The organism is Bosea sp. (in: a-proteobacteria) (assembly GCA_023910605.1).
GTDB lineage: Bacteria > Pseudomonadota > Alphaproteobacteria > Rhizobiales > Beijerinckiaceae > Allobosea.
Map to the genome: position 1 here is coordinate 2,102,122 of JAAVVV010000001.1, position 13,343 is coordinate 2,115,464.

At 66.8% G+C, this 13,343-nt stretch carries 13 protein-coding genes; 10 read left to right on the forward strand and 3 right to left on the reverse strand.

Annotation, left to right across the window (positions count from 1 at the left end; translation table 11 throughout):
• Positions 1-4: 4 nt before the first annotated feature.
• The 6 genes from HEQ16_10150 to HEQ16_10175 all read left to right on the forward strand — a co-directional run bounded on the left by HEQ16_10150 (position 5) and on the right by HEQ16_10175 (position 8,086).
• Positions 5-2,527 carry a circularly permuted type 2 ATP-grasp protein gene (locus HEQ16_10150; GenBank protein MCO4054390.1) on the forward strand — a complete coding sequence of 841 codons (2,523 nt, stop codon included), beginning with the start codon at positions 5-7 and terminating at the stop codon, positions 2,525-2,527.
• A gap of 2 nt (positions 2,528-2,529) precedes the next feature.
• Positions 2,530-3,408 (forward strand): transglutaminase family protein, encoded by an 879-nt coding sequence (locus tag HEQ16_10155; GenBank protein MCO4054391.1) that lies wholly within the window; start codon positions 2,530-2,532, stop codon positions 3,406-3,408.
• Between the two features lie 10 nt (positions 3,409-3,418).
• Positions 3,419-4,831, forward strand: a complete 1,413-nt coding sequence (locus tag HEQ16_10160; protein MCO4054392.1) for a M20 family metallopeptidase — start codon at positions 3,419-3,421, stop codon at positions 4,829-4,831.
• A 294-nt stretch (positions 4,832-5,125) separates the two neighbouring features.
• A complete protein-coding gene (locus HEQ16_10165) occupies positions 5,126-5,341 on the forward strand; it encodes a sel1 repeat family protein (protein MCO4054393.1) in 216 nt (71 codons plus the stop codon).
• A gap of 108 nt (positions 5,342-5,449) precedes the next feature.
• A complete protein-coding gene (gene ndk / locus HEQ16_10170) occupies positions 5,450-5,872 on the forward strand; it encodes a nucleoside-diphosphate kinase (protein ID MCO4054394.1) in 423 nt (140 codons plus the stop codon).
• 120 nt (positions 5,873-5,992) lie between these two features.
• Entirely contained in the window at positions 5,993-8,086 is a 2,094-nt protein-coding gene (locus tag HEQ16_10175; GenBank protein MCO4054395.1) for a molybdopterin oxidoreductase family protein, read from the forward strand.
• 15 nt (positions 8,087-8,101) lie between these two features.
• Here the strand turns inward: HEQ16_10175 and HEQ16_10180 are convergent, their stop codons facing one another.
• Entirely contained in the window at positions 8,102-8,635 is a 534-nt protein-coding gene (locus HEQ16_10180) for a hypothetical protein (GenBank protein ID MCO4054396.1), read from the reverse strand.
• Between the two features lie 214 nt (positions 8,636-8,849).
• On the opposite strand from HEQ16_10180, the gene HEQ16_10185 reads away from it, so the two are divergent.
• Positions 8,850-9,200, forward strand: coding sequence for a hypothetical protein (locus tag HEQ16_10185; GenBank protein MCO4054397.1), 351 nt, complete (start codon positions 8,850-8,852; stop codon positions 9,198-9,200).
• 14 nt (positions 9,201-9,214) lie between these two features.
• Here the strand turns inward: HEQ16_10185 and HEQ16_10190 are convergent, their stop codons facing one another.
• Both HEQ16_10190 and HEQ16_10195 read right to left on the reverse strand, forming a co-directional pair.
• Positions 9,215-9,814 carry a phosphoribosylglycinamide formyltransferase gene (locus HEQ16_10190; GenBank protein ID MCO4054398.1) on the reverse strand — a complete coding sequence of 200 codons (600 nt, stop codon included), beginning with the start codon at positions 9,812-9,814 and terminating at the stop codon, positions 9,215-9,217.
• Positions 9,811-10,881: a phosphoribosylformylglycinamidine cyclo-ligase gene (locus tag HEQ16_10195; protein ID MCO4054399.1), complete on the reverse strand. Its 1,071-nt coding sequence runs from the start codon at positions 10,879-10,881 to the stop codon at positions 9,811-9,813. The genes HEQ16_10190 and HEQ16_10195 overlap by 4 nt, the downstream gene beginning before the upstream one ends.
• 131 nt (positions 10,882-11,012) lie before the next feature.
• On the opposite strand from HEQ16_10195, the gene HEQ16_10200 reads away from it, so the two are divergent.
• From HEQ16_10200 to HEQ16_10210, 3 genes are read left to right on the forward strand one after another with little or no spacing between them, the layout of a single operon-like run.
• On the forward strand, positions 11,013-11,543 hold the full coding sequence (locus tag HEQ16_10200) for a CDP-alcohol phosphatidyltransferase family protein (GenBank protein ID MCO4054400.1): 531 nt from the start codon (positions 11,013-11,015) through the stop codon (positions 11,541-11,543).
• Positions 11,544-11,546: 3 nt separating this feature from the next.
• Positions 11,547-12,641 carry an AI-2E family transporter gene (locus HEQ16_10205; GenBank protein ID MCO4054401.1) on the forward strand — a complete coding sequence of 365 codons (1,095 nt, stop codon included), beginning with the start codon at positions 11,547-11,549 and terminating at the stop codon, positions 12,639-12,641.
• A complete protein-coding gene (locus tag HEQ16_10210; GenBank protein ID MCO4054402.1) occupies positions 12,634-13,335 on the forward strand; it encodes a hypothetical protein in 702 nt (233 codons plus the stop codon). Before HEQ16_10205 ends, HEQ16_10210 begins: the two co-directional genes overlap by 8 nt.
• The last annotated feature ends 8 nt before the right edge of the window (positions 13,336-13,343 follow it).

The window sequence follows — 13,343 nt, forward strand, 5'->3', positions numbered from 1 at the left end:
GGTCATGTCCACTTCCCGGCAGGCCGAGTCGCAGCGCAGCAGGTCCGAACAGCAGCGGCGGCTCCTCGGGGCCTATGCGCCGTTTGCCGGCGTGCATGACGAGATGATGGGCCCCGATGGCGCCATCCGCCCGCATTGGGAGGCGCTTCTCGAGGAGTGGACCCGCTATTCGCCCGATGAGCTTTTGCGGCGCATCGCTCTGGCTGAGCGGCATCTGGCGGACTCAGGGGTCTCCTACCGCATCAGGGCGGAATCTTCCCTCGACGACATGCTCTCGGGCGAGCGGGCATGGCCGATGAGCCACATGCCCCTGCCTATCGACGAAGCCGAATGGCGGGCCATCGAGGCGGGCGTGTCGCAGCGTGCGGAATTGCTTGAGGCGGTACTGCGTGACCTTTACGGCCCCGCTCGCCTGATCGCGGAGGGCGCGCTTCCGGCGGCGGCGGTTGCGGGCAGCCCCGATTATCTGCGCCCGCTCAAGGGCGCGCTGGCTCCGGGCGGCCAGCACCTTCAGCTTTATGCCTGCGATCTGGGACGCGGTCCCGACGGGCGCTGGTGGGTGCTGGGCGACCGCACCCAGGCGCCATCCGGCGCCGGCTATGCGCTCGAAAACCGGCTGGCCATGGCGAGGGCCTTCCCCGATCTTTACCGCTCCATGAATGTCGAGCGGCTTGCCAGTTTCTTCCAGGGCTTCCGCGCCGGGCTCGTGTCTGGCGCGCGGCGTGCCGAGCCGCGCATCTGCCTGCTGACGCCGGGACCGTTGAGCGAGACCTATTTCGAGCAGGCCTATCTGGCGCGCTATCTCGGCTTCCTGCTCGTCGAGGGCAGCGATCTGGTCATGCGCGATGACCGCGTGCATGTCCGCACCATCGCCGGGCTCAAGCGGGCCGATGTGATCTGGCGCCGCATCGATGGCGATTATGCCGATCCGCTGGAGCTTAACGCCGCATCGCGGCTGGGCGTTGCCGGGATGCTGCACGCCATCCGCCGCGAGAATGTCGTGGTCGCCAATGCACCCGGCTCGGGCGTGGTGGAGTCGCGCGCGCTCATGGGCTTCATGCCTACGCTCTGCCGCAAGGTGCTGGGCGCGGACCTTGCCCTGCCCAATGTCGCGACATGGTGGTGCGGCCAGCCCCATGAGCGCGAGGAAGTCCTCAGCCGCATCGATGACATGGCGATCGCCTCCGCTTTCCGGGCGGACATTCGCAGCTCTGGCGATGGCGAGCCGCTTCTGGTGTCGGAGATGCCGGCGGCGGCCCGCACCGCGCTGGTTGATGCCATCCGTTCGCGGGGCGTGGATTATGTCGGGCAGGAGGTCGTCAAGATCTCGACCATGCCGGTGCTTGGCGCCGACGGCGTGCTGGAGCCGCGGCCCTTCGCTCTCAGGGTCTATGCCACTCACACGCCAGATGGCTGGCGGGTCATGCCTGGCGGCTTCTGCCGCACCTCCGATCGGCTGGACGCCCGCGCCGTGAACATGCGCGAGGGCGCACGGTCTTCCGATGTCTGGGTTCTGTCCGGCAAGCCCGTGGAGCCGGTGACGCTGCTGCCGCCGCCCGATCAGGTGCAGGTGCGCCGTGTGATGGGCAACCTGCCCAGCCGTGTCGCTGACAACCTCTTCTGGCTCGGGCGCTATCTTGAGCGGGCCGAAGGCGTGCTGCGCCTGACTCGCACTCTCCTTGGCCGGCTGATCGATTCCGATGTCCGCAGCCCTGCACAAAGCGATGCCGTGAGGCGGCTGAGCGGGCTGCTCGTGGCCTGGGGCGCGGCCACTGGCGCCCGTACGCCCGTCATGCGTCAGGCCTATGCGGCGCTCTATGGCCTTGATCATTACGGCTCGGCTGCGGCCTGCATCCGCGAGGCCAAGCGCACGGCATCCGTCACGCGCGAACGGCTTTCGGTCGATGCCTGGCGGCTGATCGGCGATCTGACCCGCCGGCTGGAGCGGGAGACGGATCTGCCCCCGACCGAGGGGGAGGGTTACGAGACCGCCGACCGGGCCTTGCGCGGGCTGGCGGCCTTCGCGGGGCTGGCTGAGGAAAACATGAACCGCGGCGCGGGCTGGCGCTTCCTCGAGATTGGCCGGCGCATCGAACGCGCGGTGACGACATGCCGCTTCGCCCGCCAGTTCGGCGACCAGAGCGCCGCGCGCGAAAGCCTCGACGTTCTGCTTGACCTGATCGACTCGCAGATCACCTATCGCTCGCGTTATCTCGTCGGCGTCGCCTACCACCCTGTCATGGACATGGTCCTGTTCGATGAATACAACCCGCGTTCCGTGGCTTTCCAGATCGCGCGGCTGGATGCCGAGGTGGCGGCGCTGCCGACCGTGCGCGAGGACGGGCTGATGGAGGCGCCGCGCCGGCTCTCGCTCAGGCTGGCCGCCGATGTCGCGACCGCCCGCACCGATCAGGTCGACAAGACCTATGTGCTCTCGCTGGAGCAGCGGCTCATGGGCCTGTCGGAAGCGGTGGCCAATCGCTATTTCCTGCAATCCAGCGTCGATGACGACAGCGGAAAGCCGTGAGCGTGCTGTACGACATCCGCCACGTCACGACCTACACCTACAACTCCGCCGTACCTTTCGCGCGGTGCGTGCTACGCATGTTTCCGCGCGCCGAGCGGGGCCAGAATGTGGTGTCCACGCTGCTGACGGTTTCGCCCAAGGTATCGGAACGGCGCGACAGCATCTGCTTCTTCGGCAACGCCATCGCCACCATCACCGTGGAGCAGCCGCACCGGGCGCTGACCGTCTCAGTGACCTCGCGCGTCGAGGTCAATCATGGCGCCCTAGCAGGTCTTGACCTGTCGGATGCCTGGGAGACGGTGCGCGACATGGCTGCCGATGGCGCAGGGCTCGAGCCGGAATCGCCGGTGCATTACCTCTACCAGAGCCGCCTTGTGCCGATCGAGCCTGCGGCCGTGGCCTATGCGGCGTCCAGCTTTCCGCAGGGCCGCACCGTGCTCGACGGCGCGCGCGACCTCATGGGCCGCATCAAGCGAGATTTTGTCTACGATCCGAAAGCCACTGTCGTCTCGACGCCGCTCTCGCAGGCGCTCGAGCATCGCCATGGCGTCTGCCAGGATTTCGCCCATGTCATGATCGCTGGCCTGCGTGGCCTCGGGCTGCCGGCCTCCTATGTGAGCGGTTACCTCAGGACGCTGCCACCGCCGGGGCAGAAGCGCCTGCAAGGGGCCGATGCCAGCCATGCCTGGGTTTCGGTCTGGTGCGGCCACGGGCTTGGCTGGGTCGGGCTGGACCCCACCAACGACATGCTGGCCGGCAATGATCACATCGTGGTGGCGAGGGGGCGTGATTATGCCGATGTCGCGCCGGTGGATGGCGTCATCATCGGCTCGGGCGGCCAGTCCATCGATGTGAAGGTGGATGTCGAGCCCATCGGATGAGGACCAAGCCATGACCGCCCCGACGCGTGACCGTGCCATTGCCCGCGCCGCCGCCCATTTCGACGATGGCGGCTTCCGCCGCGAACTGGCGGAACGCATCGCAATCCCCACCGAAAGCCAGAACCCGGACAGCGGGGGCGCCCTTCAGGCCTATATCCACGATGCCATGATCCCGGCCTTCACGGCGATGGGGTTCTCGAACCGCGTGTTGACCCATCCCAGATCGAGCGGACCGTTTCTCCTCGCCGAACGCATGGAGACGCCCGGTGCGCTGACGGTGTTCGGCTATGGCCATGGCGATACGGTGCGCGGCATGGAGGGGCGCTGGCGCGAAGAGCTATCGCCGTGGGAACTCAGCGAGCGGGGCGATCGCTGGTATGGGCGCGGCGTGGTGGACAACAAGGGCCAGCACAGCGTCAACATGGCGGCCATGGCTGCGGTGCTGGCCGAGCGCGGCAAGTTGGGCTTCAACGCGCGCTACCTGATCGAGATGGGCGAGGAGGTTGGCTCGCCGGGCCTGCGCGAACTCTGCGCCGAACATGCCGACGCGTTCGCCGCCGACATCCTCATCGCCTCGGATGGCCCGCGCCTCAGCGCGGAGCAGCCGACGATCTTCCTCGGCGCTCGCGGCGCGCTGGCCCTGGACCTGATCGTCGATGCCCGTGCGGGCGGACACCATTCCGGCAACTGGGGCGGGCTGATCTCGAACCCTGCCATCCTGCTTGCGCACGCCATCAGCCGCATCGTCGGCGCCAGTGGCCGGATCAGGATACCCGAGCTGGTGCCGAAGAACGGCATTCCCCCTTCGGTCCGCGCCGCGCTGGCCGGTCTCAGCGTGGATGGCGGCGCCGATGGCCCGGCTATCGAGCCGTGGTGGGGCGAGCCGGGCCTGACAGGCGCGGAGAAAGTGTTCGGCTGGTGCAATTTCGAGGTGCTTGCCTTCGAGGCGGGCGATCCGCGCGCGCCGGTCAATGCGATCCCGCCGCGGGCCTGGGCGCGCTGCCAGCTGCGCTTCACCGTCGATGTCGACCACACCGACGTCATCCCTGCCATACGCCGTCACCTGGCGCGCGAAGGTCTGGGCATGGTCGCGGTGGAGAGCGCGCGCGAGACGGTGTTCGGGGCGACCCGGCTTGATCCGGACGATCCCTCGGTGCGCAAGGCCTGCGCCTCGCTAGAGCGCACGACGGGAAGAAAGCCGGCCCTCCTGCCCAATCTGGGCGGCGCGCTGCCCAATGACATCTTCGCCGAAGTGCTCGGGCTCAAGACCATCTGGGTGCCGCATTCCTATCCGGGATGCTCCCAGCACGCGCCGGATGAGCATGTGCCCTCGGCGCTGCTGCGTGAGGCGCTGTGCATCATGGCCGGGCTTTACTGGGATCTTGGAGAGGGCTGGGCTGCGCCTCTCTGCGCTCAAGGTTAACAGCCCGTCAACGCGCCGCTTCATGAAGCAATGCTGCATCCGTTGAGATCAAACGGTTTTCCGGCGTTTGACGGTTTCCATAACCTGAATCCTCAGGATTATGTTGCGCGCATTTACAGTGCATTTAGCGCGCATTTTAGACAGTTTTTCGCAACTGACCCCGATGATCATCCCAACGACCGGCGAGATGACAAGCGCCGGCGGCGCAGGACAGATGAACGTCAATAGGGGTGAATCAAGATGCCACGTCAGACGATAGAAGAAATCAATCCGGTTGCGGCGGCTCCGGTGGCAATGACCGGCGAGGCTTGCTACAAGCTTGGCTTGGCCTATGCTTCGGGCCGTTCGCAGCCGATTGATCTGGTTGCTGCCCACAAGTGGTTGAATGTGGCAGTCATGCAAGGTTTCCGTGAGGCAGTCCTGCGCCGCGCCGAACTGGCCAGCGAGATGTCGCACGAGGAGATCGCCGCCGCCTTGCGCGAGGCGAGGGCGCTGATCACCCGGCACTGAGCCCGGCCCCGACAGGGCCGGCGCGCCTGGGCGCCATGATGTCTTGTGGCTGTGATGTGAGGCGGCTATAAGCCCGCTTCCCGATTTCGGACCACCAGAGGACAATCCATGGCCAACCAGCGCACTTTCTCGATCATCAAGCCGGACGCGACGAAGCGCAACCTGACGGGCGCCGTCAATGCCGTGATCGAGGCCGCGGGTCTGCGCATCGTCGCGCAGAAGCGCATTCTCATGACGCGCGCGCAGGCCGAGACGTTCTACGCCGTTCATTCAACTCGCCCGTTCTTTGGCGAACTGTGCGATTTCATGACCTCCGGCCCCGTGGTCGTGCAGGTGCTTGAAGGCGAGAACGCTGTCGCGAGGTATCGCGAAGTCATGGGCGCCACCAACCCGGCCAACGCTGCGGAAGGCACGATCCGCAAGCTGTTCGCGCTGTCGGTCGGCGAGAACACCGCCCATGGCTCGGATGCGCCCGAGACGGCGGCGCAGGAAATCGCCCAGTTCTTCTCCGGCAACGAGATCGTCGGCTGAGTATCGCAGCGCGGCGCTGACCCTGCTCTGGCCGCTCCGCAAGGGCGGCCAGTGTCATGAGCGGAGCAGGCGCGTGCCGCAGGCCTTGCCAACCGCAGGCAGGCTTGCGATCCATGGGGCATGAACGCACAGCCCCGGATCGACCGCCGCGCCACCGTCTGCCCGCATGATTGCCCGTCGGCCTGCTCGCTCGATGTCGAGGTGCTCGATGCGCGCACGATCGGGCGGGTGCGCGGCCACAAGGAACAGAGCTACACCGATGGCGTTATCTGCGCCAAGGTCGCGCGCTATGCGGAGCGCATCCATCATCCCGACAGGCTGCTTCATCCGCTGAGGCGCACCGGGCCCAAGGGCTCCGGCCAGTTCGCGCGCATCGGCTGGGACGAGGCGCTTGACCGCGTGGCCGAGGCCTTTCTGGCGGCCGAGGCGGCCCATGGCTCCGAGGCCGTGTGGCCCTATTATTACGCCGGCACCATGGGCCTCGTGATGCGCGACGGCATCCACCGCCTGCGCCATGTGAAGAAATATTCCGGCCAGTATTCCACCATCTGCACCAACATGGCCTGGACCGGCTTCATCGCGGGCACGGGCAGGCTCGCGGGCGCGGACCCCCGCGAGATGGGCAAGGCCGACTGCATCGTGATCTGGGGCACCAATGCGGTGAACACCCAGGTCAACGTGATGCATCACGCGGTGAAGGCTCGCAAGGAGCGCGGCGCCCGGATCGTCGCCATCGACATCTACCGGAACGGCACCATCGAGCAGGCCGATCTCGGCCTCGTGCTCAAGCCCGGCACGGATGGGGCGCTGGCTTGCGCGGTGATGCATGTGCTGTTCCGCGACGGCATGGCGGACCGCGATTATCTCAAGCAATACACCGATGTGCCGGCAGAGCTTGAATCACATCTTCAGACCCGCACGCCCGCCTGGGCCAGCGCCATCACCGGCCTTGGCGTCGACGAGATCGAAGCTTTCGCCCATCTCGTCGGACGCACCCCCAGAACCTTCTTTCGCCTCGGTTACGGTTTCGCACGGCAACGCAACGGCGCAGTCAACATGCATGCCGCCTCCTGCATCGCAGCCGTGACCGGCGCCTGGCGACATGAGGGGGGCGGGGCCTTCCACAACAATGGCGCAATCTATGGCTGGAACAAGAGCCTGATCGAAGGCAGCGACGCGCTCGATCCGGCCATCCGCAATCTCGACCAATCGCAGATCGGCCGCGTCCTCACGGGCGATCCAGACGCCCTGCGCCATGGCCCGCCGGTGACGGCGATGCTGATCCAGAACACCAACCCTGTCTCGGTCGCGCCCGAACAGAAGCTCGTCAAGCAGGGCTTCGCCCGCGAGGATCTGTTCGCTTGCGTGCACGAGCAGTTCATGACCGAGACGGCCCTCATGGCCGACATCGTGCTGCCGGCGACGATGTTCATGGAGCATGACGATCTCTATCAGGGCGGCGGGCACCAGCATGTCATGCTCGGCCCGAAGCTGATCGACCCGCCGGGCGAATGCCGCTCCAATCACGAGGTGCTTGAAGGTCTGGCGCAGCGGCTGGGCGCGCGCCATCGCGGCTTCGGCATGTCGCCGCGCGAGATCATCGACTGGACCTTGCAGGCCTCAGGCCATGGCACCTATGCGGCGCTCGAAGAGGCGCGCTGGCTCGATGTCCAGCCCGATTTCCGCGCCGCTCATTATCTCGACGGCTTCGCCTGGCCGGACGCAAGGTTTCGCTTCAAACCGGACTGGCCGACCGTGCCTTACAAGCATGACGGACCTATGGGCACCTGGGCGCAGATGCCGTCGCTACCCGATCACTGGGCGATCATCGAGGAGGCCGACGACGCCCATCCCTTCCGGCTGGCGACCAGCCCTGCGCGCAATTTTCTCAATTCCACCTTCACCGAAACGCCCACCTCGGCCGCGCGCGAGGGCGGCCCGCAACTTCTGATCCATCCGGCCGATGCGGCGCGGGCCGGGATCGGGGAGGGCGCCGCCGTCACCATCGGCAATCATCGCGGCGAGGTGCGCCTGCGGGCGCGGCTTTTCGACGGGGTGCAGCCTGGGGTGGTGATCGCCGAGTCCATCCATCCCAACGCGGCCCATGCCGATGGAGCCGGCATCAACACGGTGACATCGGCCGATGCAGTCGCCCCCTTTGGCGGCGCAGCCTTCCACGACAACAAGGTGTGGGTGCGCGCAGGCTCATGCTGAGCCCGCGTCCTGGGCTCAGCGCGAGGCCTGCATCGCCAGCTTGAACGAGCGGCGGCCCGAGCCCGGCGGCCTGGGCTCTGCGCAGCACAGATACATGTGCGCCATGGTGCTGAAGACCAGCGCCAGCATGGTCATGTCGACCAGGTCGTGGGCGCGGAACTGCAGCACGGCAAGCGACAGCGCGATGGCGATGAGCGAGAACACCATGCCGACTTCGCGCATGCGGCGCTGGCCTTCGGTGGCCCCGATGGCGCGCACCATGTAGTCTCGGGCAAGATCGGAGGTCCAATCCTTCTCGGAATCGCGGGTGTAGCGTTCCAGAAGGCGCCAGAACGAGGCGATGGTGATGCCGCCGAACACCATGGTGATGAGCATGAACAAAGGTGCGCGCATCGCGAGGGTCGCGCCGATGGCCAGCGCCGTCGCCACGATGGTCGCGGTCGCGATCTGGCGCAGGATCATCGGCATGGTGAAGCCGGACTGTTCCTGCAGATAGGTCGCCAGGCGGTTGGTCACCGCCAGCATCGCTTGATCCAGTTTGGCCAGCACGAAACCCTCCGGTGGCTACGTTAACGCTTCCTTTACCATAGGCATGCGCCCGGTGCTGCTCAAGCGGCGGACAGGGCTTTCGCGCGCCAGGGTTAACGACCGCCGCATGGCGATCATGCAGTATTTCGAAGTCCGCACAGGTGCATTCGCTTGACGGGGGGCGATGGCTTTGCCACGACGGGCCACCTTGAAAGTTGTGATGCAGGACATGGAAATGCGGTTCCCAACCTTGTTGCTGGCCGGCCTGATCGCCGTCGCGCCCCTTGCGGCTTTCGCCGCCGCAGGCCCGGCTCCGCTCCCGGAGCCAGACCCGAAAACGAAGACCATGTCGCGCGCGCAGATCCAGACGCGGGTGCTCGACGCCTGCCTGATCAGCCAGTCGCGCCTGCAGCAGACCACGCGCGATGCTGTCGGCTCGGCCTGCCGCTGCTACGCGACGGGCACTGTGCGCGCCATGAGCGCAACCGATATCCAGGCCTTCCGCGACACCAGCGTTTTCAACGAGTCAACCCGCGAGAAGGCGCTCGAGCAGATAGATCGCTGCAAGCTCGTCCGCCCGATCTGACCCGCCGGACAGACTCAGTTCTGCCGGGCTTGCGAGTCGCGCTGCGCCAGCGCCATGGCAAGCGCGCGCGGATAGAGCTTGTGCTCCTCGGCCAGCACGCGCGCGGCTAGGCTGGCCGGATCATCCCCTGCCAGCACCGGCACCGATGCCTGCGCGATGATCGTGCCGGCATCGAGTTCAGGGACGACCCAGTGCACGGTGCAGCCATGCGCGGCGTCGCCTGCCGCCAGCGCTCTCGCATGGGTGTCGAGCCCACGGTGGCGCGGCAGCAGGGATGGATGGATGTTGATCATCCGCCCCTCCCAGCGCGACACGAACCAACTGGTCAGCACGCGCATGAAACCGGCCAAGGCCACGAATTCGATGTCATGCCGGCGCAGAATCTCATCCAGGTCGCGCTCGAAAGCTTCGCGGTCCTTGCCATGGGCCTTGTGGTCGACCAGTTCGGTCGCGACGCCAAGGGCCGCGGCTCTGGCGAGGCCGGCCGCGTGCGGATCGTTGGAGATGACCAGCCTGATGTCGGCCGGATGCCCGCCCGCGCGGGTGGCGGCGAGCAGTGCCAGCATGTTCGAGCCGCCGCCCGAGATCAGCACGGCGGTGGAGGTGCGCTTCACAGCGCGAGCGCGCCCGTGAAGCGCACGCGCTCGCCGGCGCCATGCTCCTCCACTTCGCCGAGCACGAAGGAGCTTTCATGCGAAGCAGCCAGCGCGGCCTGAACCGGCTCCTGGCCGGCCTTGTCAACGATGACGATCATGCCGACGCCGCAGTTGAACGTCCGCAGCATCTCGGACTGCGCGACGCCCCCCATACGCGCCAGCCACCCGAACACTGGGGGCGGAGCAATCGCGCCAAGGTCGATCCGGACGCCGAGCCCCTCTGGCAGCACGCGCGGGATGTTGTCCGGGAAGCCGCCGCCAGTGATGTGCGCGAGGCCCTTTATCGCGCCCGTTGCGCGGATCGCGGCCAGCAGAGGCTTCACATAGATGCGGGTGGGCGAAAGGAACGCGGTCTCCATGGTAAGGCCGGACGCAAAGGGCGCCTCCGCTTTCCAGTCGAGACCCGAGAGCGCCACGATGCGGCGCGCGAGCGAGAACCCGTTGGAATGCAGGCCCGAGGAATGAAGGCCCAGCACGACGTCGCCGGCCTTGATTCCCGGCTGCGGCAGCAGCGCGCCGCGCTCGGCGGCGCCGACTGCGAAGCCTGCGAGGTCGTAGTCATCCTCGGCATAGAGCCCGGGCATTTCGGCCGTTTCCCCGCCGATCAGCGCGCAGCCCGCAAGGCGGCAGCCATCGGCGATGCCGCGCACGATGTCGATCCCGGTCTGCGGGCGCAGTTTTCCGGTGGCGTAATAGTCGAGGAAGAACAGCGGCTCCGCCCCCTGCACGATGATGTCGTTGACGCACATCGCAACCAGATCGATCCCGATCGTGGCATGGGCGCCGGTCTCGATGGCGATCTTGACCTTGGTGCCGACGCCATCATTCGCCGCCACGAGGATGGGGTCATGGAAGCCGGCCGCCTTCAGGTCGAACAGACCGCCGAAGCCGCCGATCTCGGAATCGGAGCCTGGCCTTCGCGTGGCCCGCACCAGTGGCTTGATCGCCTCGACCATGGCGTTGCCCGCGTCGATGTCCACGCCAGCCTGCGCATAGGTCAAGCCATCTGTCCTTGTCTGTGCCATGGTCTGCCCGTACCCCGTCTGCCCGCCAGCGATAGAAACACAGGCACCGCCCCGCAAGCATGAATGCTCTCGCCACGCCAATTTTCCATGTCTAATCTTGCATCATGCCCGCACGTCAGCCGGAGAGGCAGATGACGATTCCCAACTTCATCACCATCGGGCGGCTGATCATTGTCCCTCTGGTGATCATGATGATCCTGCAGGGTGAATGGCAGATCGCCTTCGCGCTCTTCGTCATCGCGGGTGTGTCGGACGGGGTGGACGGCTTCCTTGCCCGCCGCTTCGACATGCGCAGCGAACTCGGCGCCTATCTCGATCCCGTGGCTGACAAGGCTCTGCTTGTTTCGATCTACATCACGCTCTCGATCATCGGCATCATTCCCGCCTGGGTGGCGATCCTCGTGGTGTCGCGCGACCTTATGATCGTGTCGGCAGTGATGCTGTCCTGGGTGCTCGATAAGCCGCTCGAGATCCGGCCTTTCCTCGTCAGCAAGCTGAACACCTTCGCCCAGATCGCCTTCGCTGCGGCCCTTCTGGCGGCGAAGGCCTTCAATGTCTCGCTCGGCATGTGGTTGGACCTGACGATGTGGTCGATCGCGGCGTTGACGGTGGCCTCTGCGGGCGCCTATCTGGCGTTCTGGGTGCGACACATGGCGGGTTGAGGCATGACACTGCAAAAGCAGCTTGGTTTCTGGCTCGCCGCCGCGCTGGTTCTGGTGCTGCTCCTGTACGTGCTGTCAGACGTGCTGCTGCCTTTCGTCGCCGGCCTCGTGCTGGCCTATCTGCTCGATCCGCTGGCGGACTGGCTCGAGCGCCGCGGCATCAGCCGCCTCATCGCCACCATCGTCATCCTCTGCGCCTTCGTGCTGCTGTTCGTGCTGGCGCTGGTGCTGCTGGCGCCTGTGCTGGCGCAGCAGCTGTCGGCTTTCGCCGCGCGTCTGCCCAGCTATCTCGTGCAGCTTCAGGCCATCGCGCAGGAGCGGGGCGGCCCGCTCCTCGAGCGCCTTGGCATGGGCGCCGGCGTGGGGGACACCCAGAAGGTGCTCACGGATTTCGCCGGCCAGGCCACCGCATGGCTGACCCGTGTCGGGCAGGGCGCGCTGGCAGGCGGTCAGGCCATCGCCGGCATCGTCTCGCTTCTGGTCATCACCCCGGTGGTGGCCTTCTACCTGCTTGTGGACTGGGACCGCATGGTGGCCGCCGTGGATGGCTGGCTGCCTGTGCGCCAGCGCGCCACCATCCGCTCGCTGGCCATGCAGATGGATCGGGCCATCGCCGGGTTCATCCGGGGGCAGGCCACTGTCTGCCTGCTGCTGGGCCTGTTCTATGCCGTGGCGTTGTGGATGATGGGGCTGAACTTCGGCGTGCTCATCGGCATCGTCGCGGGCCTGCTCAGCTTCATTCCCTACATCGGCTCGATCACCGGCCTGCTGCTCGCGGTCGGCGTGGCGCTGGTCCAGTTCTGGCCCGATTGGCACATGCCGCTGATCGCCTTCGCCATCTTCGGCGTCGGCCAGTTTGTCGAGGGCAATTTCCTCGCCCCCAAGCTGGTCGGCGAGGCGGTGGGCCTGCACCCTGTGTGGCTGATGTTCGCGCTGGTGGCCTTCGGCTCGCTCTTCGGCTTCGTGGGTCTGCTGCTGGCAGTGCCGCTCGCGGCGGTCGTGGGCGTGCTCGCGCGCTTCGCCCTCGGGCAATACCTTGCGAGCCCGCTCTACAGCGGCGTGCGGGGCAGCCGCGCCGAGGAGGGCTCGGATGTTTAAGGGGCAGCCGCCCGGCCGGCCCGCCCAGCTGGCGTTTGATCTGGCAGGCGAGCCCAGCTTCGACGCCGAGGACTTCCTCGTCGGCCCCTCGAACGAGGCCGCCTATGCCCTCATCGAAAGCTGGCCGGAGTGGTCCGATCCCGCGCTCGTGCTTGCCGGGCCGGAAGGGTCTGGCAAGAGCCATCTCGCGGCGATCTGGGCGGCGCGCAGCCATGCCTGGCGCGTCGGCATCCACGACGTCACTGCCGATCGCGTGCCGGAGCTTGCCTCTGGCGGCGCCCTCGTCATCGAGGATTGCGGCAGGGCCCCGTTCGACGAGGCGGCGCTGTTTCACCTTCTGAACCTGATCCGCGCGCGTGCAGGCTCGGTCATCCTCACAGCGCGAACCGCGCCGGACATGTGGGGCATCGCCACGCCTGACCTGCTGTCGCGCCTGCGTCTGGCGCCGCTCGCGCGCATCGAGCCGCCGGATGATGCGCTGCTGAAGGCCGTCCTGGTGAAGCTGTTCCTTGACCGCCAGCTCATCATCGACACCGCCGTGCTCGATGCCGTCGCGCTGCGCATTCCACGCTCCTTCGCCCAGGCGCGGGCGGTGGTGGACGCCATCGACCGCGCCTCCCTCGAACGCGGCAAGCGCGTCACCCGCACCCTCGCCTGCGAATACGCTGACCGGCTCGCAGCCGCGGCCGAATGAGAGGCGCC

Excerpts from the sequence above, each read along its gene's own strand:
- HEQ16_10175 (MCO4054395.1), top strand. The coding sequence starts at position 5,993 with ATGAACGCACAGCCCCGGATCGACCGCCGCGCCACCGTCTGCCCGCAT.
- HEQ16_10210 (MCO4054402.1), top strand. The coding sequence starts at position 12,634 with ATGTTTAAGGGGCAGCCGCCCGGCCGGCCCGCCCAGCTGGCGTTTGAT.
- HEQ16_10150 (MCO4054390.1), top strand. The coding sequence starts at position 5 with ATGTCCACTTCCCGGCAGGCCGAGTCGCAGCGCAGCAGGTCCGAACAG.
- HEQ16_10205 (MCO4054401.1), top strand. The coding sequence starts at position 11,547 with ATGACACTGCAAAAGCAGCTTGGTTTCTGGCTCGCCGCCGCGCTGGTT.
- HEQ16_10195 (MCO4054399.1), bottom strand. The coding sequence starts at position 10,881 with ATGGCACAGACAAGGACAGATGGCTTGACCTATGCGCAGGCTGGCGTG.
- HEQ16_10160 (MCO4054392.1), top strand. The coding sequence starts at position 3,419 with ATGACCGCCCCGACGCGTGACCGTGCCATTGCCCGCGCCGCCGCCCAT.
- HEQ16_10185 (MCO4054397.1), top strand. The coding sequence starts at position 8,850 with ATGCGGTTCCCAACCTTGTTGCTGGCCGGCCTGATCGCCGTCGCGCCC.
- ndk (MCO4054394.1), top strand. The coding sequence starts at position 5,450 with ATGGCCAACCAGCGCACTTTCTCGATCATCAAGCCGGACGCGACGAAG.
- HEQ16_10200 (MCO4054400.1), top strand. The coding sequence starts at position 11,013 with ATGACGATTCCCAACTTCATCACCATCGGGCGGCTGATCATTGTCCCT.
- HEQ16_10165 (MCO4054393.1), top strand. The coding sequence starts at position 5,126 with ATGACCGGCGAGGCTTGCTACAAGCTTGGCTTGGCCTATGCTTCGGGC.